Here is a 22,959-nt window from a genome sequence, read left to right as displayed (position 1 = left end):
GACCACCTGTTGCAGAGGAAAAGCTACATAAGAAGCCCTTTGATTATCAATTCGGTTGCCTCTTCTTCTGTTAATCCTTTAGCCATGAGAGTTTCTAATTGCTTTTCACTCACACGTCCTATGGAGGCTTCGTGGGTTAACTCTGCAAGGTCGTTTGTGATTTTCAAAATAGGTGTGGTCGCTACTACGACTTTTTCTCCTTTTGTGATTTCCTCACACGAGATATGAGCTCTTGAATAAGGTGCATTTCCATATGCCTCGTTCAAAACATTAACCTTACTTTCATCAAGTCCAACAACGACCGTTTTAGCGAGTCCTCTTGCCTTTTCACCATCGAGATGAATTGTTTCATTTATATCAACCTCATCGTTCTTCGAAGCTTTTACCTTACTGACAAGTTCACCTACAGCATTGTCCTTCAAAGTGAGGTTCATCTTTACTTCCAGCTTGCCAACCCTGGTTTTTGTGAGATGAAATGTGTTTCTATAAACTCCTCCATTTTCGACTACCGCATTTGTTATCGTTTTCAACGTTATCGTCCCCGCATCGCTATGGTAATGTTCATCGTTGTATTCCATAACAGCTCCGTCTTCAACAATAACGTTAGACGTTGCCTCGTGTGTAAATTCTTCAGCTTGGGGGAAAACGCAGTGTGCAGTGAATTTGACTTTGGCGTTCCTTTTTACCCTGATATTGAATATAACACGTTGATATCCTTTCTTCTCTAGATAACCTGTGCACACATGTACAGGAAAAGGAATTTGAGTGTTCTCCTCGATTTCCATATCAACTTGTACGCCATTCTCCAACGTTGTCGGAACTAGCTTCAAACCTGGAACATTGTTTAGACCTATAACTCTATTGCCACTAATTATGATTGAAGCAATACGCTTATCCATAAAATTAGATGCATCAGTTCCAAGTTTTTCCGCAGTCTTTACAATGGCTTCAAATTCTCTTTTTACGTCCATAATTTCATCCCCTTACTTTCTAAGTTCGTTAATTTCAGGAATATTCGGATGAGCACATGTTTCGCAGGTGTTACGAAATGCATTCAGAACATCCTCTGTTTTACCATGCATAAGCACCTTTCCTGCACAAATTAGGTATCCATAATCCGTGTTATAGGCCATTTCCTCTCTATGGGTTATAATTATTGGAGTCCCACCGTATTGAGCAATGTAGTTGACGACATCGTTAATTATGCTCAAACTCATCAAATCAATACCCGAATCCGGCTCGTCAAGAATCGCGTACTTTGGTTTTAGTAGAATTATGGAAGCAAGTTCTACGCGTTTCCTTTCCCCTCCACTGAGAGTTTTATCAACAAATCTCTTCAAGTAAAGATTTGGATTGAGACCTACAAACTCCATAGCTTCAGCTACTTCACTTTTTTGAACCGACAATTTCCCTCCGAGCGTCAAGTAGTTTTCGATAGTCATTCCTTCGAATCTTGCGGGTTCTTGCCACATTAATGTAATTCCAAGCTTTGCCCTCTCTGTTACTGGCAAGTCTGTAATATCCTTTCCATTAAGTAAAATCTTTCCTTTGTAAGGCTTGTACGAACTCAGCCCCATTATAACGTACCCAATAGTACTCTTACCTGCACCGTTAGTCCCTATTACAGCATATTTGTATCCAGGTAGGAACTTCATACTCACATTACTCAATATCTCTTTCTCATTTGTTTTGTATGATACCTCAACCAGCTCTAACATCTTTTTCACCTCGTTTGAATTTTCTGTTATATTCCACCTTAATTATTTTACCATCCCTTAGTTCGGCTAAAATCGGTATGTAATCCACCTTTTGGCAGAATTCTAAATCTTTGTCAAAACCTAACTGAGAAAGTTTTTTTGCGTGTTCACCTGAGAAATTCGGTTTTTTAAGAGCATGCCATAGTTTCATTGCTATTTTAGAACTGTCAGATAAATAATGAGCACGGTTCTTGGTAAGTTTTGAGATAATCGCTCCTGCAACTTGTGTATCTTCGTAAGAAATCTCACCGTTGTTGCCTGCGCAAACGATAGCAATGTTTGTTGAAGAATCATAACCGGCTAATTCGTGCACAACAGTAGTTAAATTTAGAAAAGATGCTATCAAAACTCTCTCAGCCAAATTCGAGGCATGGATTATAGCGTTTGTTCCATTACTTGTGGTAAGAACAATGGTTTTATCCCTAACAACTGCCTCAGCGTACTCTGTAGGTGAGTTTCCAAGTTGAAAGCCTTCTATTCTTTGTCCACCGCGTTCGCCAGCAATTATATATTCTGGATGCCGATGTTTCAACTCCAGAGCTTCTTCAATGTTTGAAACCGGTATAACACTTCTTGCACCATTTGACAGTGCTGTAATTACAGTAGATGTTGCGCGCAGCACATCAATAACAACGGAAACGTTGAATTGTTTGACACACAACTTACGCTGCTCAGTTATCCATTCTTGAGCTTCTCTGGAACTTAGAATTGTATATATCAAAAAAATCACCTCAGAGATAATTATACTCCTCTGAGGTGAGATTAAGTGAAAAATGCTTTGTATCAATTAATCTAAAAAATTAACTTTTCGTAAACTTCGACCTTTCACGTAAAATCTTGGCGAAATCTTCAACAGGCATTGGCTTCCCAAAGTAATAATCCTGGAATAGCCTGTAACCAATCATTGATAACACTTCTAGCTGTTTTTCGTTCTCCACACCTTCTGGTATTGCATCCAAATTAAATGACCGTGCAATATTAAAAATCGCTTCAAGTAATTTTACTGACCGCGAGTCCTCTGGTATTCGCGATACAAAAGACCTGTCTATTTTTATTTTATTCAACGGTAAAAGTGTTAAGTAAGAAAGCGATGAATATCCTGTTCCAAAGTCATCTATACAAAGCTGGCAACCAAAATTCAACAGTTTTTCTATGTTGTCCTTAACTATTTGATTCATCTCTATAAGAATGTTCTCTGTGAACTCAATTACTATTTTTCTTGGATCAATTTTATGAGCTGAAATAATGTCGATAAAGCGGTCAGCCATATTTGGATATCTCAGCTGTACAGGACTCACATTCACATCGATAAAACCTATAGAAGTATCGTTATCAAGTATGAATTCACACACTTGTCTTAGTACTTCTTCGCCAACAGTTATTATCATCCCATTTTCCTCTATAACTCTTATAAAGTCCATTGGCGGAACTACGGAACCATCCTTCTTTACCCAGCGCAATAAGGCTTCAGCTCCAACCACTTCCGAATATGAATTACATATAGGTTGTAAGAAAATCTTTAATTCTCCGTTGTAGACAGCTTCTTTCAGTTCCCTTTCTCTGGCAGCTAATTCTTGGAGCTCATTATCAATAAGGGCACTGTAGTAAACCACACCATCAGTCGATGTTTTCGCACGTGCAAGTGCTAAGTTGAGTTTTCTTAACACGTCCTCCGGGGAATCCATTGAAGTAAAGATGTATATACCGGTTGAGAATCTTATGTCCAAAATTTCTCCATTGATGTTGTAGAACTTCCTAAGTTCTGATTCAAGTTTCCCAACGATGTTTGCCACTGTTACTTTAGCTTGTCTGTAGTCTTTCCCAACTTTTTCAAGCAAAATCCAAAATTCATCTGCGTAGGGCCTAGCTATGGTATCGCCTTCGCGAAGTACGCTCTTCAACCTCCTTGAAATTTCTCTTAGCAAATCATCACCGAAATTATGTCCTCTGGTACTGTTAAACAACGAGAATCCTCTAATATTAATTGCAATAACCGCATTGTAGTCATTTGTGGAAGAAAATTCGATTACGGAACTCAGTTTTCTTATGAAATACTGCCTTGTGTAAAGTCCTGTAAGTGTGTCTTTTTGTAAAATGTTCCTAACCCTGTTCATCGCTTCTCTTTCTGCTTTTAAGTCTGTATACACCGCCTGCATAAATGTTTCTTCCCCCGTTTCCATAGTGGATACGGTAACTCTAACCTCGATTAATGAACCATCTTTTCTTTTCCTGATTGTTTCAACCCTTGATGCTTTTTGTTCGATAGCTAATTTCTGAAGTTTTTCTGGTTCATTTTTCAAATCATCTGGCGCTATCAAGTCACCTATATTTTTCCCCAATACCTCTTCTTTCGTATACCCAAACATCGATAAAAATTGCTTGTTACATTCAATTACCTTTCCTTTTTCATCTAAAATCACAGCTCCATCAGGAATATTCTCGAAAAGAGTTTTGAAATGACTTTGCACTTTTTCAATATCTTTTTTAGAAATGATTTCTGCTGTTACGTCTTTTACAACAACAAGCAACGTTCCGTTCTTCTCATCTTCGATGGTAGAAATCTTCAGATATTTGTTCGCTTCAAAGACTATTTCTCCGCTCCTTTCAATTAAAGCTTGTACGTTCTCATCTTTTCTCCCAACTATAGCTTTTCTATCCAAATTCAAGAGGTGAGCCGCCTTTTCATTAATATCAATAACACGTTCACTACGTTTATCAATCACGATATATCCCTCTTCAGCGTGTTCGTATGCACTGTATCGTGCAGAAAGTAATAGCTTCCTCCACACATAATTTACAGCTAAAAGGTCCAGGAACATTGTTGTATGTGACAATATGAAAGAAAGAAAAGTATAGTTGAAATTCAGAAGATATGCTGTAACCGATCCAAGTGTTCCAAAGGCAAAAGTCAAACCTGCAAGGTACTTCGTTCTCAAGTCGAGTTTCCTACTATTGACTATATAAATAAAAGCGAGCGCGAGTAAAACGACTGAAAAAATAAAATACGTCCAGGGAATGAACCCACCATATGGGCGCATTTTCTCTGAACCGTAAAATTCGGTTCTTATCTCACTCACCCAAAACAACTTGTGAAATTTGTTAGTAGATGCTAAAATTAGGTAAAAAGTCGGTACAGAGTATACAGGTAAAGTCATTCGCTTAGATTTCTGAATACCTGACAAGTCCAAGCTGAAAGACAAGATAGCGACTGGAATATATAGTAAAAGTATGTCTTGAAACCTTTCTAGAAAAAGTATATTAGGCACATCGTACTTGAAAAACTCTATGCCACCGAACAGTAAAACCTGTACAGCTACATAAATAGCAGCTTTAGACACTTTGTAAACTCTTCTATCTAATACATATGCGAAGTTAACGACGGACACCAGCAACCCAGACAACGCCAAAAGTTTGTTCAACACTAAGAGAATATATATCACCTCTTTTGAAAATCGGTAATACACCACTTGGAACCAGTTCTAAAGGTAATTATATCATATCATAATTATTGGGAAAAAGAACGAATTATTGGGAAAAAGAACGGGAAAAAGTACAAAAATAGAATAAAAACAGAGAATCATCCTTGATTTGCTTTTTGGTCATATAGCAGGAGGTGCATGACAAGTGGGACCTTTAGATATTCACAAGCTTTTACAAGGAAAATACAGGATAACCACACCCTTGGAAGTTACTGAAGATAACTTAAAATATCTCTACACACCTGGAGTAGCGGAGGTTGCACTCGAATGTGCAAAAAACCCAGAACATTGCTTTATATATACAAGACGCAAACATACAATAGCGGTTGTAAGTGATGGGAGTGCGGTCCTTGGTCTTGGCAACATAGGTCCTTACGGTGCTTTACCAGTTATGGAAGGAAAAGCTATGCTTTTTAAAGAATTCGGAAATTTGGATGCGTTTCCAATATGTCTTGGCACTCAAAATGTAGAGGAAATAGTAAACATTGTAAAGGCTCTTGAACCTTCTTTTGGAGGAATAAATTTAGAAGACATATCTGCTCCAAGATGTTTTGATATATTAAACCGCCTCGATAGGGAAGTGACTATTCCCATATTTCACGATGACCAACAAGGAACAGCCGTCGTTGTGGTAGCTGGGTTGTTAAATGCTTTGAAATTGGCAGATAAAAGAATATCAGATGTGAAAATTGTAGTAAACGGTATAGGTGCTGCTGGCTACAATATAGTAAAACTTCTTCTCGAATTTGGAGCAAAGAATATTTTTGCTTGTGATATCAACGGTTTATTGAACGAAAAGACATCACTTCATAAATACCATTTGGAAATTGCAAGACTTACAAATCCAAGCAACAGTTCTGCAACTCTTAGAGAGTGTTTGAAGGAAGCTGATGCCTTCATCGGAGTTTCAAAGGGCAATATCTTGACAGGTGAGGATATTAAGCGAATGGCACGGAAGCCTATAATATTTGCTCTTGCTAATCCAACACCCGAAATAGCACCTGAAGTCGCTTATGAAAATGGGGCATTTATAGTTGCGACAGGTCGGTCCGATTATCCAAACCAAGTAAATAACTTACTGGCATTCCCAGGAATCATGCGTGCTGCTGTCGAAAAGCAAAGAAAAATAACACTTTCAATACTTATGAAAGCCGCGCAAGTAATCGCAAAAATGGTTGAACCAGATAGATATATGATTCTTCCAAAGGCGACAGACAAGCGATTACACAATGCATTATATAACGCCTTAATCGAAAGTTTTGAATAAATAAACAGTTAAACGGAGGTGAAGGTACTGTGAAACAAATGGGGTTATTGTTTACTTTACTCGTCATTATGCTTCTGCCTTTTTCTTCTAGTACATTCGGAAACACCGCTGTTTCGAAAGTCTTTGTGTTTCTAAACGTTGAGAATTTTGTCGGAATCGAGTTAAGGATGTCGAATGATTCTTATTCTTATATTTTCGCCGACTTAGGAGTTAACTATGTATCATTTGGTCTTAGATTATCTTCCAAACAGACACAAGGGTTATATGTATCGCCTGGTTTTTATCTACCTTACAGGTCAAATTTAAACCTATTTTTGTCAGTAGGTTACGACTTTCGAATAAGTGGTATAAACTACGTAACGTTTTCTCTTGAAGCTGGCGGAAAAGACTTACTTGATAAACCTAAAAGCTTTATCAATTTTGCAATTTATTTGCCTTTCTAGGATGAATAACCTTTGAAAACTAGGGGGGGATTTGAATATGGCAAACGTAACAGGTTTGATACCAGCAGCTGTAAATGCCGTTGCCGTTGTTCTTGGTAGTTCTATTGGTTTCTTCTTTAGGAAAGGTATATCGGAAAGATACAAGAAAGTCTTATTTATAGCCGTTGGTTTATCGACGATTGGAATAGGTTCAAAGATGATTCTAGGTGCAAATAATTTTTTAATAGTATTGTTTTCCATGGTTCTGGGTGGTGTGTTCGGCGAATTTTTTAATATAGAAGGCAAGTTAAAAGCAATTGGAGATAACATCAAAGAAGGCGATTTTTCAACTGGATTTGTGACTTCTTCACTGTTGTTCCTTGTAGGACCTATGACAATTGTTGGTTCCATAACTGCAGGTCTCAAAGGTGATGGCAGTCTTATTTACACAAAGTCACTGCTTGACTTTGTCTCGTCTATCGTTCTTTCGTCAACCTATGGGCTTGGAGTGATGCTCTCCGCTGTCAGTGTGTTGGTAGTCCAAGGTGGAATAACACTCTTTGCAGGACTACTAACCTTTTTGACAGACCCGATGTATCTAAATGACCTTGTTGCAGCCGGTGGTTTGATGGTCTTTGGAATAGGTCTGAGGATACTTGAGATAAAAGATACGAAGGTGGGGAATTACTTACCGGCACTTTTGGTTTCCCCGATACTTACGTTTCTAACAATGCTCTTTAAACAATGAAATATAACAAGCCCCCTGGACCAGGGGGCTTTAAGCTAACTTATTGGAAACCTATTATTCTTATTCTTCTACAACAACGTCGGTGGAACCTTCCCAAAGACCGTGGAGATTACAGTAGGATAAGGCTATTAGCTTTGATGTTTTCTCAAGTCTTATTTTGACTTTGACGATGGGTTCTTCGAGCGTTGGTGAGAATTCGTATCTTCCAATTCTCAATATGTATGGTGCGCCTTCTGGCATTGCATAAAGTTCTATCCAGGCAATATGGTGTTCAACTGTGTTTGGGTGCGGAATTTCTTTTCCCACAGATACTTCAGCTTCAAACCATTCGCCTTTCTTGACCTTGTCTGGAGCACAGATTACAGGGACGTGCTTTTCACCTTTAAAATCTCCTGATTTCACAAAATCACCTATCATTTTTTAACCCCCTTTCATGGGTTCCATAGGTGTGAAGATTTAAAATTCAACAAATGCTGATTTTGGAGCACCACACACTGGGCACTTTTCTGGTGCCTCTTCTTCAGTTGTATAACCACACACTGAACAAATGTAGATTTTCTCAGCTTCATAGTCCTTTCCTGCGTTTACAAGCTCAAGCGCTTTCTTATACATTTCAGCGTGAATTTTTTCCGCCTCCAACGCATAGTATGTGCTGATTTGTGCTTCTTTTTCCCCTTGCAACTTCGCTGTTTCGTTGTAAACAGGATACATTTCCTCTACTTCGAATGTTTCACCTGCAATACAGGACTGGATGTTGACTGGATTATCTCCCAACTTCTTGAGCGCTTTGAAGTGGTTTCTAGCATGAACGAATTCTGCATAAGCAATGGCTTTAAAGAGCTTTGCTAACTTCTTAAATCCGGATTTTTCAGCCTCATCTGCAAAAATGAGATACTTCATGTGTGCCATGGACTCGCCCGCAAATGCATCTTCAAGGAACTTTTTCGTCATATCCCTCATGTTCACACCTCCCCTTGAATTTTTGATAATGTTAACTAAAAGTATTGAAACTTTCCAAAAACCGCATTATCCTTATAAAGAGGGGACACCCCCCAACCAACTCTCGACAAAGGAGGTATCCCGATATGAACAACTCAACGCTCTCTTGTCCAAAATGCGGTTCCACCAGCTTATACAAAAACGGTCATGACAAATACGGTAACCAACAATTCCTTTGCAAACTCTGCCATCATTCTTTCAAACTCTCCCATTCTCAAAAACGCAAAAACTTCCCTTTCCCTTATCCCAAATGCACTTCTTGTGGTAAATCTATGCAAATTTACAAAGTCCGTCGCTCTTTCGTTGTCTTCCGTTGTAGAGCTTGTCGTACCAAAGATAGAGTACCTTTTAACCTCCCCGAACCAGTCACCCTTATTCCTGAGAAATTTAAATATTTCCGCTTCCCTATCTTTTTCGTCTTAAAGGCTTTTGTTTTGTATATGAAACACAATATGTCTTATCGCTCTCTTGCTCATTCTCTTAATATCAAAGTATCTCATGTCACCATATACAAATGGGTTATTAAATTGTGTACTTTATTCTCTGTACTTTTTCCAACATTTACCATCGAAAATGTTTTCTCAGTTCATGCTGATGAAACTGTTCTTGTGTTCAAAGAACAAAAGTACTATGTTTGGCTATTAGTTGATCACGAAACTAACTTAATTCTTTGTTGGCATGTCTCAAAGTATCGTGATATGGGACAAGTCAAAGTATTGCTCGAGAAGTTCTTTGGTAATTCAAAACCTAGAAACATTGAACTTATTACTGATGGACTTGGTGCATATGAAAGTGCAGTAAAGCTGTTGTTCAGAAATATCAATCACGTAGTGGTACCGCTCGGTAAAAACAATCAATGTGAATCTAAGTTTTCATTGTTGAAAGACTTTTTCCGACTCAAGCGAGGGCTGAAGAATACGAAGAACTTAGCGAAATATATTCAAGGATTTTGTGTAGTGAAGAATCTTTGGAAAACGCACAATGGCAATATCAATCGCATTCTTTCACAATTACACTCTTTCATCACTACAAGTTAACACTATCGAATTTTTTACAATGTTCATCTTCCCTTGACAGAGGACAGATGAACAAAAATATCTGAAAAACTGGTACATTATCAGCGATTTAAACAGCTTTTGCACACACCTACCAATGCGAGTTGCACATTTCGAACTTCATGACCATCAACTTTGCTAATGTTAGGAAGCTCAACGTTAAGTTCAACATCGTATATCTTTTTACATTGTGTGCAGTAAAAATGGTGGTGATTTTCCTTTGCGAAATCGTATCTTATAGCATCGGGAGTAATGATTACTTTGACCAATCCAGCCTCTGCCAGAGCTCTAAGTGTGTTGTATACAGTTGCCCTTGAAAGCACTGATAGTCTTTGCTCTTTAACAAAGTGCTCATAAATATCATCTGCCGAAGGATGTGAGTAAGTCTTACTAAGGTATTCTAAAATCTCCACTCGATGAACAGTAGGTTTTACACCTTTTTCTTTCAACAACTCGCGTATCTCGCTTTTCACGTCTTTCACATCACTTTTTACCATCACGCCTCCTCCTTGAACTTTGGTATAACCTTTTACAATGTCCAAGTCTATTATACCACAAAGTTATCAAAAATTTCAAGAGTGAGTTTCTGTTATTCTTAAGTGAACTTTTTAAGAATCTAAAGGTTTTTCTTCCATGCTTGACAAATTTGGAATGTTATGATACCCTATACTTAGTCTGACCTAAGTGAGTAAATTCACATGGATGGAGAGTGGTTGTAATGGGGTGCATCTTTTGGTAGATTTCAGAAAATTTAAAAAGCTCACAGCAGAGATAATTAATGCGAGTAGGGCTATTAAGCTTGACAAAGAATACCTAAGACGTTTAGATCCCTCTTTCGAAAGTTCCTACCAGTATCTCTTCCACGCTGGTTTCAGAGCGTTAAGACTTTACAGAATTTCGCATGCGCTTTACGTGTCGGGTTTCAAGTTCTTAGCTTATCTAATATACCATATCAATCGAATATTGTACACCGTTGATATTCATCCAGCTGCACTGTTAGAACCGGGGGTTGTAATAGACCACGGGGCAGGTCTCGTTATCGGTTCAACAGCGGTAGTCGGTAGTGGTACAGTACTGTATCATGGTGTTACTCTTGGTGCAAAATACATAACAAAAGGAAAACGCCATCCAACCGTTGGGAGGAATGTGATAATCGGAGCAGGCGCAAAAGTGCTTGGACCAGTGTATATCGGTGACAACGCCAAAATAGGCGCGAACAGTGTTGTTATTTCTGATGTTCCAAAAGATGCAACCGCTGTTGGAATTCCTGCACGTATTGTTTTTAAAAATAACACAGAAAATGCAAACCCTCATCTATCTCACTCTGCAATACACAAAGACGGTGAAGGGTCTGATGGACTTTGTTTCAGAAATGAAAACAACTTAGAGGAGGTATTAATGTGACGAACGAATGTCTCAGCAATCGGTTACTATCTGAATATCTCCGTTTGTTTCGAAATATAATCGTTGGAAAGACTCCTCTTGTTTATCTGGAGAAATACTCTATTTATGTTAAGATTGAGCGAAATAACCCAACCGGTAGTATTAAAGACAGACCAGTATACTTTATGATTCTAAAGGCTATACAGAATGGATTAATAAATCCCAATACTATCATTGTTGAGCCGACCAGTGGTAATACGGGAATTGCCCTCGCTTGGATAGGTTCAAGACTTGGTCTAAAAACAATCATTACAATGCCAGAAACTGTTTCGGTTGAACGACGTCAAATATTGACAAGTTTAGGTGCAGATGTAATCCTTACTGAAAACATGTCAAAGGCGGTAGAAAAAGCGCTTGAGATTGTTTCAACAAAATCTGCGTTCATGCCAAATCAATTTGAAAATCCTGAAAACGTCAATGCACATTTTGTGACAACTGGACCAGAGTTGTTAAGCCAAATGGATTTTCAGTTAGATGCCTTTGTAGCGGGTATCGGAACCGGTGGAACAATAACAGGTGTTGGAAAGTTTCTGAAAAACTTTTGTTCTGAAATCAAAATTATAGGTGTAGAACCCTTACAATCACCGGTTATAACCGGGGGAACGCCAGGTAAACACAGAATCCAAGGCATCGGTGCTGGATTCGTACCTAAAATTTTAGATTTACAGCTGGTAGATGAAATAATTCAGGTAGATGACGAAGAAGCTATAAGATGGACTTCTAAGCTTTGGAAGGAAGGAATATTTGTGGGAATATCGTCCGCTGCTAATCTAATCGCAAGTATATTAGTTAAAGAAAAATATGGTTTACAGCGCGTTGCCACCGTTTTTCCTGACGATGGTTCGAAATATATTTCTTCTCTGTGTAGAAAATAATAAAAATGAAAGTGTGCACGCCTGTGGCGTGCACACATAACGTATAGAGACAGCTCCCACCTATCCCCAGTACCCCCATTACTGCACATAGTATACCACTTTTTAGGAAGTAATGTCAAATTTTGGATAAGATTTTGCCAATAAAATTCTTTTCCCCGCATAAATACAACCTCTGGACAACTTTTGATATCTACCTACGAATCCTCTTATTAAAATTGGTTTTTGCAAAAAGAATTTGCTTTTTTAACAATTTTGTGGTAAAATATAGTCAAACTTAGTAACATATTAAGCCAATTCTAATCTCTGTAGAACAAGGAGGATAGGCATTATGGAGATTTTGAAAGTCAGCTCAAAGTCAAGTCCAAACAAGGTTGCGGGTGCCATTGTTGGATCACTGAAGAAGAACGAAAAGGTAGAGATTCAAGCCATCGGTGCTGGCGCAGTTAACCAAGCATCGAAATCTTTAGCGGTTGCAAGAAGATTTTTGGAGCAGGAAGGATTAGACCTCTACGTTGTCCCAGCTTTCATTGAAATTCAAATCGGTAATGAAACAAGAACCGGTATATCTTTCAAGGTTTACCTTCAAAAAAGTGAGTCTAAAAACTAATTTTGTGGAACTGAAAAAATTTGATGGAAGATGGAGGAGCGGTTGGAAGAACTGAGAGTTATTGCAAAAGCTTGCATTACAGACGAAAGGATTTACGAGATAGTCTATTCAATATCACAAATGTCGCAAGAAGATTTGCAACAATTCCGAAGCAAAGTAGTTAGCTATTTTATGACAAAAAACACCCCCGAAGATATGGAAGCTTACAAGTTCTACAAAATCATATTAGAAGACCAAAATGCAAGGAAGATTATTGAATTTTACCAAGAAATTAAAAAGGAAAGTGAGCGATAATTTTAATATTAGGTGCCGTTGTGGCACCTTTTTTAAATGTAAAGCAAACGGGAAAGAGGTGAAGATTTTGAAAGTCGGTGGTCAAGCGGTAATTGATGGCGTTTTAATGATGGGTAAAAAGGTAGTTGTAGCTGTTAGAACGCAGTCAGGGGAGATACAAGTTCGCGAGCTTGGAACTCCAAGTGTCAGTCAAAAATGGATGAGAATACCATTTATACGTGGATTTATAAGCCTGTACTACTCTCTTTACTTTGGTATAAAGGCGCTGAATCTCAGTGCTGAAATCTCTTCTGATGAAAAAATGAAGAAAGGCGAATCTTTCTTCTCAATTCTTGTTGCTGTTGGTTTGGCTGTAGGCTTGTTTATTGTCCTTCCTGCTTATTTAACAAAATGGTTGGGATTCAAAGATAACGAATTTCTCTTTTCTTTGGTGGATGGTTTGATAAGGTTGGGTTTTTTCCTATCATACGTGTTTTTCATATCGCTCTTTGAGGATGTCAAAAACGTATTCAGATACCATGGAGCTGAGCATAAGGCAGTTCATACATACGAACATAACGAGGAACTGACTGTCGAAAACGCAAGGAAATACTCAACAATACATCCAAGGTGTGGAACGAATTTTGTTATGATTTTCTTAATAATCGCAATACTGGTGCACAGTTTATATGGTCTTCTCGGAGTTACAATGTTAGGTCGCATTGTTTTCAGAATCATCGCAATACCCGTGGTTGCAGGAATCTCTTATGAGTTGTTGAGACTTTTTGACAGATATCCAAAAATCCGATTCTTGGCACTTCCTGGTATGATTTTACAAAAACTTACTACTGCTGAACCAAACGATTCACAATTAGAAGTTGCTCTTGTCTCTCTCCGTCATGCCATTGGAGCTGTTGATACAGTTGTTTTTGATAAAAATGAACTGAAAGAGAAAAATCAACAAGCTGATAGCGATATAGACGAACAACCCGAATTTCTTGGCTGATAACAAAACAAAACCTATGACCAACGAGTATGCAAGAATCAAAAAGAACGTACTGCCAAAAAGTTTGGTTCCTATGTGATGCAAGTGAAACCTATCAGGTTTGAACGGATTCTTTTTCAAAAGTAGCCTCCTCAGAAATGAGGAGGCTATTTCATACATAGGATAGCCAAAAAACACCAGAGCTCTAGTAAGTTCCCTGGGAACTTGTTCATCAGAGATGAGCAAGTAAGCAATCAAAAATGCACCGGAATCACCCATAAACAATTTGTCAAAAACATTAAAAAGGAACAAAACAAAGAGCACTGGTAGGTATATAAAATTCTGCGTGAATGTAAAGTAAATTATTGCCAATCCTATGAGAAGTCCGTTAATTCCGTCCACAAGGTTGAAAGCATTCAAAAGCGTCATGAAAAAAACGAGGGTCAAAAAAGTGTCGAGCTTTGCATTGTTTGTAAATACAAAATGATATGCGTTGATAAAAAACATACCTGCAAAGAATTGTAAAAGTAACTTCGTGTAATAACGCAGTTCTATCAAATCATCAATCAGACCTATCGTGAATACAATATAGAGCGGCAATTCTTTCCTTATATCTGTGAACTGTTGATTGAATTTTAAGTACAATGTGTAAATAAAGAGAACCACACCACCTACGAGAGGAACTGCTTCTTTGTGTTCTTTCCTCTCCGATGGATGGTCAAGAAGTACGTTAAACTTTTTACAACAATAGACAAAAAGAGCGGAAAACAATGTGCTAAAAATAAATCCCAACGAATACGGATTCAAGTAACGCAAGTAACAAAAACCCCCGTTGTTAAAGGATTTTGATATTCTAAAACTTTAAAGCGAAAGAGAGATAAGTAATTGCAATTGCAAGGTTCCAAGCACTGAAGACACCAACTATCTTTTCTTCTGGCCAGCCGAGCAGTTCAAAATGGTGGTGTATAGGTGCCATCTTAAAAATCCTTTTTCCCCTGAGTTTGAATGAACCAACTTGGAGTATTACACTTATCGTTTCCAACAAGAATATGGTTGTAAAGAAAATAAGCGGAAGTTCATTGCTTGTCATTAACGCATATGTCGAGATATAAGCTCCGAGTGCCAATGAACCTGTGTCACCCATGAAAACTTTTGCAGGTCTTGTGTTATACACAAGAAACGAAAGCAATGGCATGATGAGAACTAATATTGAGATTACTTGATTATAATCATTTGCCAAAAGCAAAAATGGCAATGAACTAGTGATGAATACCCATCCGGCAAGTCCATCAAGTCCATCTGTCAGGTTAGTCGCGTTGGAATACCCAGAAATTAGAAACATCGTAAATATGTAAAAAAACCACTTTGGAACGGGAAGACCAAATATAGTGCTTTCACGATATTGGAGAACAGTGAAGGCTATCCATACCGAAAACAGCATCTGTAATGCTAACTTTTGCCAGGCCTTAAGTCCCAAAGAGCGCTTCTTTGCTATGCTAACGAAATCATCCAAAAACCCGATAAAACCATAGAACAAAATTGTCAGCAGGAGTTCTTTTTTCACTCCAAGAACGATTCCGGCTATAAGTGCGATTGATAAAAAGACTATACCTCCTGCTGTTGGGGTGCCTTCTTTATAATTATGCAAATCAGGCCCTTCTTGTCTTATGTACTGTCCTAATTTTAGTTTTTTCATATAGCCAATGTATCGTGGAAAGGCTAATAAACCTATCAGGAATTCTGCAATTAGAACTGTTGCCAAAAAAAGATTCGATGTTTGCATTTTTCGGACCTCCGTAAAGTTATATTTTCATATATTTAAACCTTCTAAGAGCTTGTCAACAATCTTATCTAACTCAACTGCTCGGGATGCCTTGAAATAAAGAGTTCCAGAAAACTCAGATACCAATATCTTATCCTTAATGAACTTTACAATTTCATCTTCTTTCTCACTTCTGAATAAAAGATTGTTTGGGGCTATATCTTTGGATTCTGGTTCTTTGTCATACACTATGACGCCATCAATTTCCTCAAGCAGTTTTGATAGCAACTGATGATAATATGTAGAGTACTCTCCAAGCTCTTTCATTGCACCAACAACTGCATAAGCTGGCCTGGGAAAATGTTCTTTGATTTCTTCTATCCCGTGCCTAAAAGACTCATAGCTCGCGTTGTATGTATCGTCAATTATGAAAGCTTTCCCAAGTCTATAGATGTTAAAGCGTCCTTTAAGAGGTTTGAAAGTTAAAAGTTTTACAGGATTGAATAAAATGTCCAACATATCGGCAATTGCGAATGCTACAAGAACAGATATAGCCATCGCTTTTGGCCAAAAACCTGGCAAAGCGTAATAAAATTCACCTTCATGTGTTTCGAACGTTAGTAACGTGTTTTTTCCGTCAAACCTTCTTTCTTTCAAAACGTAGTTTCCACCTTTTGTGCCAAAGTATTTGCATTTTTCACATCTCATCCGTTTATCATCGAAATTAACCAAAGCTTGTTTTGAATTCTCAACAATTTGCCATTTGCCTTTGAATATATTCTCAACATTACCAACAACACCAACATGTGCACTTCCTACATTGAGAAGAACACCTATATCTGGAGGGAAGAGCTTACAAAGGTATTCAATATCTCCAACATTTCTTTGAGCCATTTCCAAAACAACAACAGGTTCACCACGATAAGAGTTGATAATTGAAAGGGGAAGTCCGATCTCTGAATTAAGATTCCCCTCGTTTTTAAATGTAGGAATTTCTGCGCTGAGCACAGCTGAAACTATTTCTTTGGTTGTCGTCTTACCATTGGACCCTGTTATACCAACAATCTTCGGGCGGAATTTTTCTAGTATCTTACTAGCGTACATTCCAAGAAACTCAACTGTGTTTGGAACAACTACTTGGTTAGGCAGTGACACGTCTTTTTCAACAATAACAGCAAATGCACCTGCTTGAACTGCTTGATGGGCAAAGTCATGTCCATCTACTCTGTTACCCTTTATTGCAACAAACACATCGCCAGGCTTTACTTCTCTGGAATCTGTAACAAAACGACGACCAACCAAGTCTTTCAGTTCCATTTCGTTCACCAACACCCCAATTATTATTTATCCACATCTCTTGAGTGATTTTTGTTAATCTTTGAGAGAATTATGTCCAAAGCAACATCTCTATCTTTGAAAGGTATCTTTAATGTTTCCGTGAATATCTGGTATGGTTCATGGCCTCTTCCGGTAATAAGCACAACATCTCCTTTTGTTGCGAGTGTTATTGCTGTATCTATAGCCTCGCGTCTATCAAGGACGGTGAGTGAAAGGGAATTAGGTTGGACACCTTTTTCAACTTCTTTTATAATCTCCTCTGGGTCTTCTCCACGAGGGTCATCTGTTGTAAGTATCGCTATATCCGCGAGTTTCGTTACCACTTCTGCCATCATCGGTCTTTTGCCTCTATCAGCTTGTCCACCAGCTCCATAGACAACTATAATTCTTCCTTTTGTCAGTCTTCTCGCGGCAAGTATAACTTTTTCTAAGGCGTCAGGTGAGTGTGCAAAATCTATTATTACTTCAATTCCAAGTTTTCTTGCTTCTGGAATTGGTTCAAACCTTCCGTCAACACCTCTAAACGTGCTTACATAACTGATGATTTCGTCGGGTTCGTATCCAAGCTCGAATAACCCGGCAATGACCAGCGTAACATTGAAAGCATTGTAATCACCTATCATCTGTGTATAGACTTTCTTTGTACCGTAAGGTGATGTGAGTGTAAAGGTTGTCCCATTCCAAGTAGTTGATATATCTGAAATCCTATAAATTGCACTTTCACTTGTTCCAAATGTGACAAGCTTCGGCAGCTTTTTGCTTGACACAAGCGGTGCATAATCTTCATGAACAACTGCTATTCCATCTTTTTTAAGCAAATCAAACAAGTGGAGCTTTGAATTCACGTAATGTTCAAAAGTCGGGTGATAATCCAGATGGTCTCTGGTTATGTTTGTAAGACCTGCTATATCAAATCTGATGGTTTCTACTCGTGCTTGGTCTAACGAATGAGAGGAAACTTCCATTGAATAATAGCTTCCACCACTCTTTACCGTTTTTGCCATGTTTTCCATTATTGTGAGCGCATCAGGAGTGGTGTTATGTATATAGAACTTGTCACCCATAATGTCGTTCATGACTGTTCCGGACAAACTTCCTGTGAGTCCCAGTTGCTGCATTAAATGGTGAAATAAATGCGCACATGTAGTTTTTCCATTTGTGCCAGTTACTCCAAAAGTTATTAGCTTCTTGTAAGGATGTTCGTAAAACTCAGCCGCGAGGTAAGCTTCCGCAAGTCTACTATCATAAACTTGGACGTAAGGAAGGTTGTTATTGATTTCTCTCTCTGTGACAAAGGCGATTACTCCACTTTCTTTGTAAAGTGTGTCAACAATGGTATGTGAATCAAACTTTGTACCTTTCCTGCAGATGAACAGAGAACCTGGAATAACCTTTCTTGAATTGTTGAAAACACCAGTTACATCTTTGTCTTTTAATTCTTCTGGTATGTTGTCAAAAACGACAAACTTCTGAATGGCTTCCAAAAGATGTCTTAATTTCAAAGTAATCCACCCCTTTTTCATAGCGCAAGATTGGGTCATCGTTTAAAATTATACCACCCCCACACAATTATTCAACTGATGAGAAAAGAATATTTGCTCAATACTTTAATTAAAAAGCAAAAAAGTCCCTCGGTCTGTCCTGAGGGACTTATCAATTTTAAAAAATCAGACATTTTTTCAGAGTGTATTAATTAGGTCATAGAATTTTTTAAGCCTTTGCTCGTCTACACTAACTATGCTGTCCGGATTAGCTAAGACATGTTTTATATTTTCCAAATATGCTAACGCTGTGTTTTCCCAACTGAACTTTTTCGCAAGTTCCACAGACTTTCGGCAGTCAAATTTTTCCAGAGCCAGTAGTAGTTTTGTTGCGATATCATTGATATTACTTGGGTCTATCAGAAGCCCTTCTCCATGTGAAAATATTTCCGCTGGTCCGCCGTTTTTTGTCACAACAATTTTCAAACCACAGGCAGCGGCTTCAACAACAGCCAGCCCAAAAGGTTCATAGAGAGCTGGTAGTGCAAACACTGACCCTCTTGCAGCAGCAACGCGATACAAGCTTGCCAAATGTCTTTGGTTGGACACATTTGCAAAAAATATGCTCTTTCCTATTTCATTATCAGAACTTTCGACTATTTCTTTAAGAATAATTGCTTCCTCTGTTTTTTCAGTGTTTACATATTCCAGGACGTTGTTAATACCACGTACGACAATAAGTAAGTTCGCTCTATCTTTGAGATGTTCATTTTGCAAGAAAGCTTTCACTACGGCAATGTGGTTTTTCTTTCTATCGATTCTACTGGACATTATTATGAACGGCAATCTGTGCCTTTTTATAGGTGCTTTCACAAGTAGCTGTTCGATGTATTCTTCCATCTGTTTGTCTTCAGGTTTGGGTTCTTGATTGAAGATTTTGTGATTGATTCCTGGTGGAATAACTTTGAACTTATCATCGTACGGGTCTATCTCATAGAGCCTGTGCGAATACTGTTCATATCTTTCCTGATTCGTACTACAAACTATGAACGAAGCATAATGCATTGAGAGATTCTCAGCTGTAATACGCACTGTAAATTTGTATTTCCTCTCGGCATCTTCACGTGACATCCCTGATTCTAAGACCTTTTCCAGTTTCCATGCACCAAGAGAGTGTGCTGTAAATGAAAACGGTATCCCTGTCTTTTTAAGGAACATTACCCCTGAAATACCGCCATCAGCATAATGGGTAGTCACAAAATCAGGAAATCTTCCTTCTGATTTGTATAACTCGTAAATCTTGTCAACGTAATCGGGCAAATATTTCCATAAATCTTCCTTGCACAAAAATTTATCTCCGCCGAACGGTATTCGAACTATTCTAACATTAGGAGCGTCTGGATAATAATCGAAAGGCTCTGCAAATTCAGGCCAGTCTTTATCAATAATTTGTCTCGTAATAATATCGACTTCTACGCCAAGTTCTCCGAAAGCTTTTGCAAGCTCTTTCACATAAACTAGTTGTCCTCCGAAGTCAGGATGCTCTGTTAAGTGACTGTCATCTTTATCAAAATTCCCCTGCGGATTAAAGAAAGCTACCTTTTTTATTGTATTTGTTGTGCTCAAAGTCTCACCTCATCCTCTCAGAATATTATTTTCGAATTCTTTTTTCAGATCAGTTATATCAACCTCCGCACCAACAAATCCGACTATGTAACCAGCAACCATCGAACCTATATTACAAGCTTGTAGAAAATCATAACCATTGATTAGTCCATAATAAATCCCAGCCCAAAATCCATCACCTGCACCTGTTGCGTCAACTACTTTCCTTGCGGAAGCTGGTATATGAACTAGGCTTTCTCCATCAGAAGCGAATGCGCCATCTTTGCCTACCGTGAGTACAACGTATTTTACGCCATGTTCATGAAACTTGCTTACATAATATTTGACCAGTTCAATGTCTATTTCGTTTGAAGAAAATAACCCTTCACTTCGCTTTTCACAATCCGAAATTCGATTGTCAGGCATTCCAAATAGGGCCAATGCATCGTCTATGGAAGGCTTTGAATACGTTGTGTACTTTAATAATTCAAAAACTCTTGAGAGATTTATTTTTTTGCAACTGAATAATTTATCTCGGCAATTTGGGTCAAATGATATCTGAATACCCATTTCTAACGCTTTGCGGACTATCTTCATTGTTGTTTCGTACAATTGCTCATGTGTTAGCATCCAGCAACTCAGGTGAACGATATTAGCTCCTCCTAAGATATTCTCAATCTCATCCTCATCTAATTTGAGATACCTATCCGCACCTCGAATTACGAAAAAATCAGGACTGTTTGGAGTTTTTCGAACAAACACAAGTGTTGTCCCATGTTGTTTGTCTATCTGAACTGATGAAATATCCACGCCAGCTTGCTCTAACTTTTTCAAAATTCTGCTACCAATAGGGTCGTCTCCCACACGTGAAATGATTTTGGTTGGAACCCCAAGCTGAGAGGCAAACCGTGCTATATTCCCTGGAGAACCTCCTGTCTTTATGACAAATTCCTCGGCAACGTAAAAATCTTGCAGAGTTATAAAATCCGCTAGGAGTTCTCCGACAAAAAGTATCATACCTGTTTTCGACCTGTTCATCCTTTCACCGCACCTGCACTCAAACCAGATATAATTCTATTTTGGAACACTAAAACTAAGGCTACTAATGGGGCAGTCACAATAACAGCAGCAGCCATTAACTGACCCCAGGGTTGTTCGTACTGAGTTCTGCCGGCAAACATAGCTATAGCGACAGGAACAGTGTAATACTGTGGTTTTTGCATGAACGTAAATGCAAAAAGGAACTCGTTCCATGCCGTTATGAACGTTAAAAGTCCCGTTGCAACCAAACCTGGTGCAGACATAGGAAAAACTATCTGGAAGAGAGTTCTCAAGCGCGAGCACCCGTCAATCGCTGCAGCTTCTTCTATCTCTTTTGGAAGGTCCCTGAAAAAGTTTTGGAGTATCCAAGTAGTTAGTGGCAATGTAATAGCCACATATGGCAGAATTAAGCCTTGGTAAGTGTTTATCATTCCAAGTTTTCTAAGGATAACAAAGAGCGAACCTAAAATAGAAATCTGCGGAAACATACTAACAGAAAGAATAAGAGCCATTACAAATGCTTTACCTTTCATGCGTAGGCGTGCTATTGCGTATCCTGCAAAAGAACCGAAAATAAGTGTAGTTAATGTGGTTATACCAGACACAACTATGCTATTCCAGATGTTTACGTGGAATGGCCTTTCCGCAAAGACCTTTACATAGTTCGAAAACGTCGGATTTTTAGGCAATAAAGTTGGGTTTGGATCAAAGAGTTCTATATTGGGTTTCAAAGATGATACCACCGCCCAGTAGAATGGAAAAATGCACCATATTAAAACGAATATAACTGCAATGGTTAAGGTTACCTTGAAAATCAACTTTTTTGCTTTTGTGGACACGGTTATCACCTCTTATTTTTTTGGTCATTAATCCAGTTTCAACTTCAAGCTCTTTATATAGATTATTGCAAATATCGAGATTAACAAGAATATGATCACAGAAAGTGCCGAACCGTAACCAAACCATGCACCTGTAAAAGCCCTGTCCATCAGCAATACACGGTTATAAACAGCCAAAGTTTCTGTGCCTACACTTCCTCGAGTCATTATAAATACAACATCAAAAACCCTTAAAGCATCAAGTGTTCTAAATATCAAAGCAACAGCTATCGTTGAACTCAGCATTGGGAGAGTAATTTTTGTGAACCTCTGTAACAGATTAGCTCCGTCTATTCTTGCAGCTTCATACAACTCCTCTGGAATTAATTGCAACCCCGCAAGTATAAGCAAAGCCATAAAAGGTGTCGTTTTCCATACATCAACTGCGATAATCGCCCAAAGTGCGGTTTTTGGTGAGCCAAGGATAGGAAAACCTGGTTCAATTATATTTAGCTTTTCTAAAAATTTCGTCACTATTCCTCCCTGGTCATTGAACATCCATTTCCACATTTGTGATGATATCGCTGTTGGTATTGCCCAAGGAATAAGCATGGCTGCTCTTACAGCTCCTCTGAATTTGAAAGGCTGGTTCACAATAATAGCTATCAAAAGGCCAAATACAGTTTCAAGAGCCACAGAAACAACAGTGAAGATTATCGTTGTTTTCAAAGCATCAAGAAAACGATCGTCGTGGAATAAATCTATGTAATTCTTAAACCCGACAAACTTTTTTTCTATATCTGGTCTCAATCCAAATTCAAAGAAGCTATCGTAGAATGTTTTAAATAGAGGGAAGAAAGCAATAACAGAAATTACTAAAAGTGCGGGTAACACCATCCACCATGCTATAACTGTCTCTCTGGTCTTTGCCTTCAAAAGCTTCACCTCCATGTTCTTGAAAAACCGGGGGCTAACCCCCGGTTGTAGTTCTCGTTGTTTTGGTT

General features: G+C 38.4%; 23 protein-coding genes and 1 pseudogene. 9 read left to right on the top strand and 15 right to left on the bottom strand.

Annotated features, from left to right (window positions below):
- Positions 1–23: 23 nt before the first annotated feature.
- The 4 genes from FERPE_RS02605 to FERPE_RS02590 form a co-directional block, all read right to left on the bottom strand.
- Complete coding sequence (locus FERPE_RS02605) at positions 24–971, bottom strand: SufB/SufD family protein (protein WP_014451131.1); 948 nt, start codon at positions 969–971, stop codon at positions 24–26.
- Between the two features lie 12 nt (positions 972–983).
- A complete protein-coding gene (locus FERPE_RS02600; protein ID WP_014451130.1) occupies positions 984–1,718 on the bottom strand; it encodes an ATP-binding cassette domain-containing protein in 735 nt (244 codons plus the stop codon).
- On the bottom strand, positions 1,702–2,487 hold the full coding sequence (locus FERPE_RS02595) for a 2-phosphosulfolactate phosphatase (RefSeq protein WP_372589436.1): 786 nt from the start codon (positions 2,485–2,487) through the stop codon (positions 1,702–1,704). Before FERPE_RS02595 ends, FERPE_RS02600 begins: the two co-directional genes overlap by 17 nt.
- Before the next feature lie 70 nt (positions 2,488–2,557).
- Positions 2,558–5,179, bottom strand: a complete 2,622-nt coding sequence (locus FERPE_RS02590) for an EAL domain-containing protein (protein ID WP_041262780.1) — start codon at positions 5,177–5,179, stop codon at positions 2,558–2,560.
- A gap of 202 nt (positions 5,180–5,381) precedes the next feature.
- Here FERPE_RS02590 and FERPE_RS02585 point away from each other — a divergent pair, with 202 nt between their 5' ends.
- Genes FERPE_RS02585 through FERPE_RS02575 form a run of 3 tightly spaced genes read left to right on the top strand, consistent with a single transcriptional unit; the run spans position 5,382 to position 7,673 of the window.
- Positions 5,382–6,503 (top strand): NAD(P)-dependent malic enzyme, encoded by a 1,122-nt coding sequence (locus FERPE_RS02585; RefSeq protein ID WP_014451127.1) that lies wholly within the window; start codon positions 5,382–5,384, stop codon positions 6,501–6,503.
- A gap of 29 nt (positions 6,504–6,532) precedes the next feature.
- Positions 6,533–6,946, top strand: a complete 414-nt coding sequence (locus FERPE_RS02580; protein WP_014451126.1) for a hypothetical protein — start codon at positions 6,533–6,535, stop codon at positions 6,944–6,946.
- Positions 6,947–6,983: 37 nt separating this feature from the next.
- Complete coding sequence (locus FERPE_RS02575) at positions 6,984–7,673, top strand: DUF554 domain-containing protein (RefSeq protein ID WP_014451125.1); 690 nt, start codon at positions 6,984–6,986, stop codon at positions 7,671–7,673.
- Between the two features lie 60 nt (positions 7,674–7,733).
- Here the strand turns inward: FERPE_RS02575 and FERPE_RS02570 are convergent, their stop codons facing one another.
- A complete protein-coding gene (locus tag FERPE_RS02570; RefSeq protein ID WP_014451124.1) occupies positions 7,734–8,090 on the bottom strand; it encodes a class II SORL domain-containing protein in 357 nt (118 codons plus the stop codon).
- A 39-nt stretch (positions 8,091–8,129) separates the two neighbouring features.
- Positions 8,130–8,633, bottom strand: coding sequence for a rubrerythrin family protein (locus tag FERPE_RS02565; RefSeq protein ID WP_014451123.1), 504 nt, complete (start codon positions 8,631–8,633; stop codon positions 8,130–8,132).
- Between the two features lie 125 nt (positions 8,634–8,758).
- Here FERPE_RS02565 and FERPE_RS10555 point away from each other — a divergent pair, with 125 nt between their 5' ends.
- Entirely contained in the window at positions 8,759–9,709 is a 951-nt protein-coding gene (locus tag FERPE_RS10555; protein ID WP_011993230.1) for a DDE-type integrase/transposase/recombinase, read from the top strand.
- A gap of 80 nt (positions 9,710–9,789) precedes the next feature.
- Here FERPE_RS10555 and FERPE_RS02555 read toward each other — a convergent pair whose 3' ends face one another.
- A complete protein-coding gene (locus FERPE_RS02555) occupies positions 9,790–10,224 on the bottom strand; it encodes a Fur family transcriptional regulator (RefSeq protein WP_014451122.1) in 435 nt (144 codons plus the stop codon).
- Between the two features lie 226 nt (positions 10,225–10,450).
- Here FERPE_RS02555 and epsC point away from each other — a divergent pair, with 226 nt between their 5' ends.
- The 5 genes from epsC (at position 10,451) to FERPE_RS02530 (ending at position 13,931) form a co-directional block, all read left to right on the top strand.
- Positions 10,451–11,131, top strand: coding sequence for a serine O-acetyltransferase EpsC (epsC, locus tag FERPE_RS02550; RefSeq protein ID WP_425357275.1), 681 nt, complete (start codon positions 10,451–10,453; stop codon positions 11,129–11,131).
- On the top strand, positions 11,128–12,045 hold the full coding sequence (locus tag FERPE_RS02545) for a PLP-dependent cysteine synthase family protein (RefSeq protein ID WP_014451120.1): 918 nt from the start codon (positions 11,128–11,130) through the stop codon (positions 12,043–12,045). Before epsC ends, FERPE_RS02545 begins: the two co-directional genes overlap by 4 nt.
- Before the next feature lie 328 nt (positions 12,046–12,373).
- A complete protein-coding gene (locus FERPE_RS02540) occupies positions 12,374–12,652 on the top strand; it encodes a stage V sporulation protein S (protein ID WP_014451119.1) in 279 nt (92 codons plus the stop codon).
- Positions 12,653–12,694: 42 nt separating this feature from the next.
- Positions 12,695–12,946, top strand: a complete 252-nt coding sequence (locus FERPE_RS02535) for a hypothetical protein (RefSeq protein ID WP_014451118.1) — start codon at positions 12,695–12,697, stop codon at positions 12,944–12,946.
- A 67-nt stretch (positions 12,947–13,013) separates the two neighbouring features.
- Positions 13,014–13,931, top strand: a complete 918-nt coding sequence (locus FERPE_RS02530; protein ID WP_014451117.1) for a DUF1385 domain-containing protein — start codon at positions 13,014–13,016, stop codon at positions 13,929–13,931.
- 231 nt (positions 13,932–14,162) lie between these two features.
- Here FERPE_RS02530 and FERPE_RS10675 read toward each other — a convergent pair.
- The 8 genes and pseudogenes from FERPE_RS10675 to FERPE_RS02495 all read right to left on the bottom strand — a co-directional run.
- Positions 14,163–14,576, bottom strand: a pseudogene (locus tag FERPE_RS10675) (MraY family glycosyltransferase); the annotation flags it as partial.
- A 187-nt stretch (positions 14,577–14,763) separates the two neighbouring features.
- Entirely contained in the window at positions 14,764–15,693 is a 930-nt protein-coding gene (mraY, locus tag FERPE_RS02525; RefSeq protein WP_014451115.1) for a phospho-N-acetylmuramoyl-pentapeptide-transferase, read from the bottom strand.
- A gap of 27 nt (positions 15,694–15,720) precedes the next feature.
- Positions 15,721–16,989 carry a UDP-N-acetylmuramoyl-tripeptide--D-alanyl-D-alanine ligase gene (locus FERPE_RS02520; protein ID WP_155804201.1) on the bottom strand — a complete coding sequence of 423 codons (1,269 nt, stop codon included), beginning with the start codon at positions 16,987–16,989 and terminating at the stop codon, positions 15,721–15,723.
- Between the two features lie 23 nt (positions 16,990–17,012).
- A complete protein-coding gene (locus FERPE_RS02515) occupies positions 17,013–18,512 on the bottom strand; it encodes a UDP-N-acetylmuramoyl-L-alanyl-D-glutamate--2,6-diaminopimelate ligase (RefSeq protein WP_014451113.1) in 1,500 nt (499 codons plus the stop codon).
- A 177-nt stretch (positions 18,513–18,689) separates the two neighbouring features.
- Entirely contained in the window at positions 18,690–20,117 is a 1,428-nt protein-coding gene (locus FERPE_RS02510) for a glycosyltransferase (protein ID WP_014451112.1), read from the bottom strand.
- A gap of 9 nt (positions 20,118–20,126) precedes the next feature.
- The gene (locus tag FERPE_RS02505) at positions 20,127–21,134 is read right to left on the bottom strand and encodes a carbohydrate kinase family protein (protein WP_014451111.1); all 1,008 of its coding nucleotides are present in this window, start codon (positions 21,132–21,134) and stop codon (positions 20,127–20,129) included.
- Positions 21,131–21,976, bottom strand: a complete 846-nt coding sequence (locus tag FERPE_RS02500; RefSeq protein WP_014451110.1) for a carbohydrate ABC transporter permease — start codon at positions 21,974–21,976, stop codon at positions 21,131–21,133. Before FERPE_RS02500 ends, FERPE_RS02505 begins: the two co-directional genes overlap by 4 nt.
- Before the next feature lie 27 nt (positions 21,977–22,003).
- A complete protein-coding gene (locus tag FERPE_RS02495; RefSeq protein WP_041262777.1) occupies positions 22,004–22,906 on the bottom strand; it encodes a carbohydrate ABC transporter permease in 903 nt (300 codons plus the stop codon).
- Positions 22,907–22,959 lie beyond the last annotated feature (53 nt).

The sequence above is a fragment of the Fervidobacterium pennivorans DSM 9078 genome, from assembly GCF_000235405.2.
GTDB lineage: Bacteria > Thermotogota > Thermotogae > Thermotogales > Fervidobacteriaceae > Fervidobacterium > Fervidobacterium pennivorans.
Note: the sequence above shows the minus strand (reverse complement) of the source record. Positions and strands in the feature narration are given on the sequence as shown.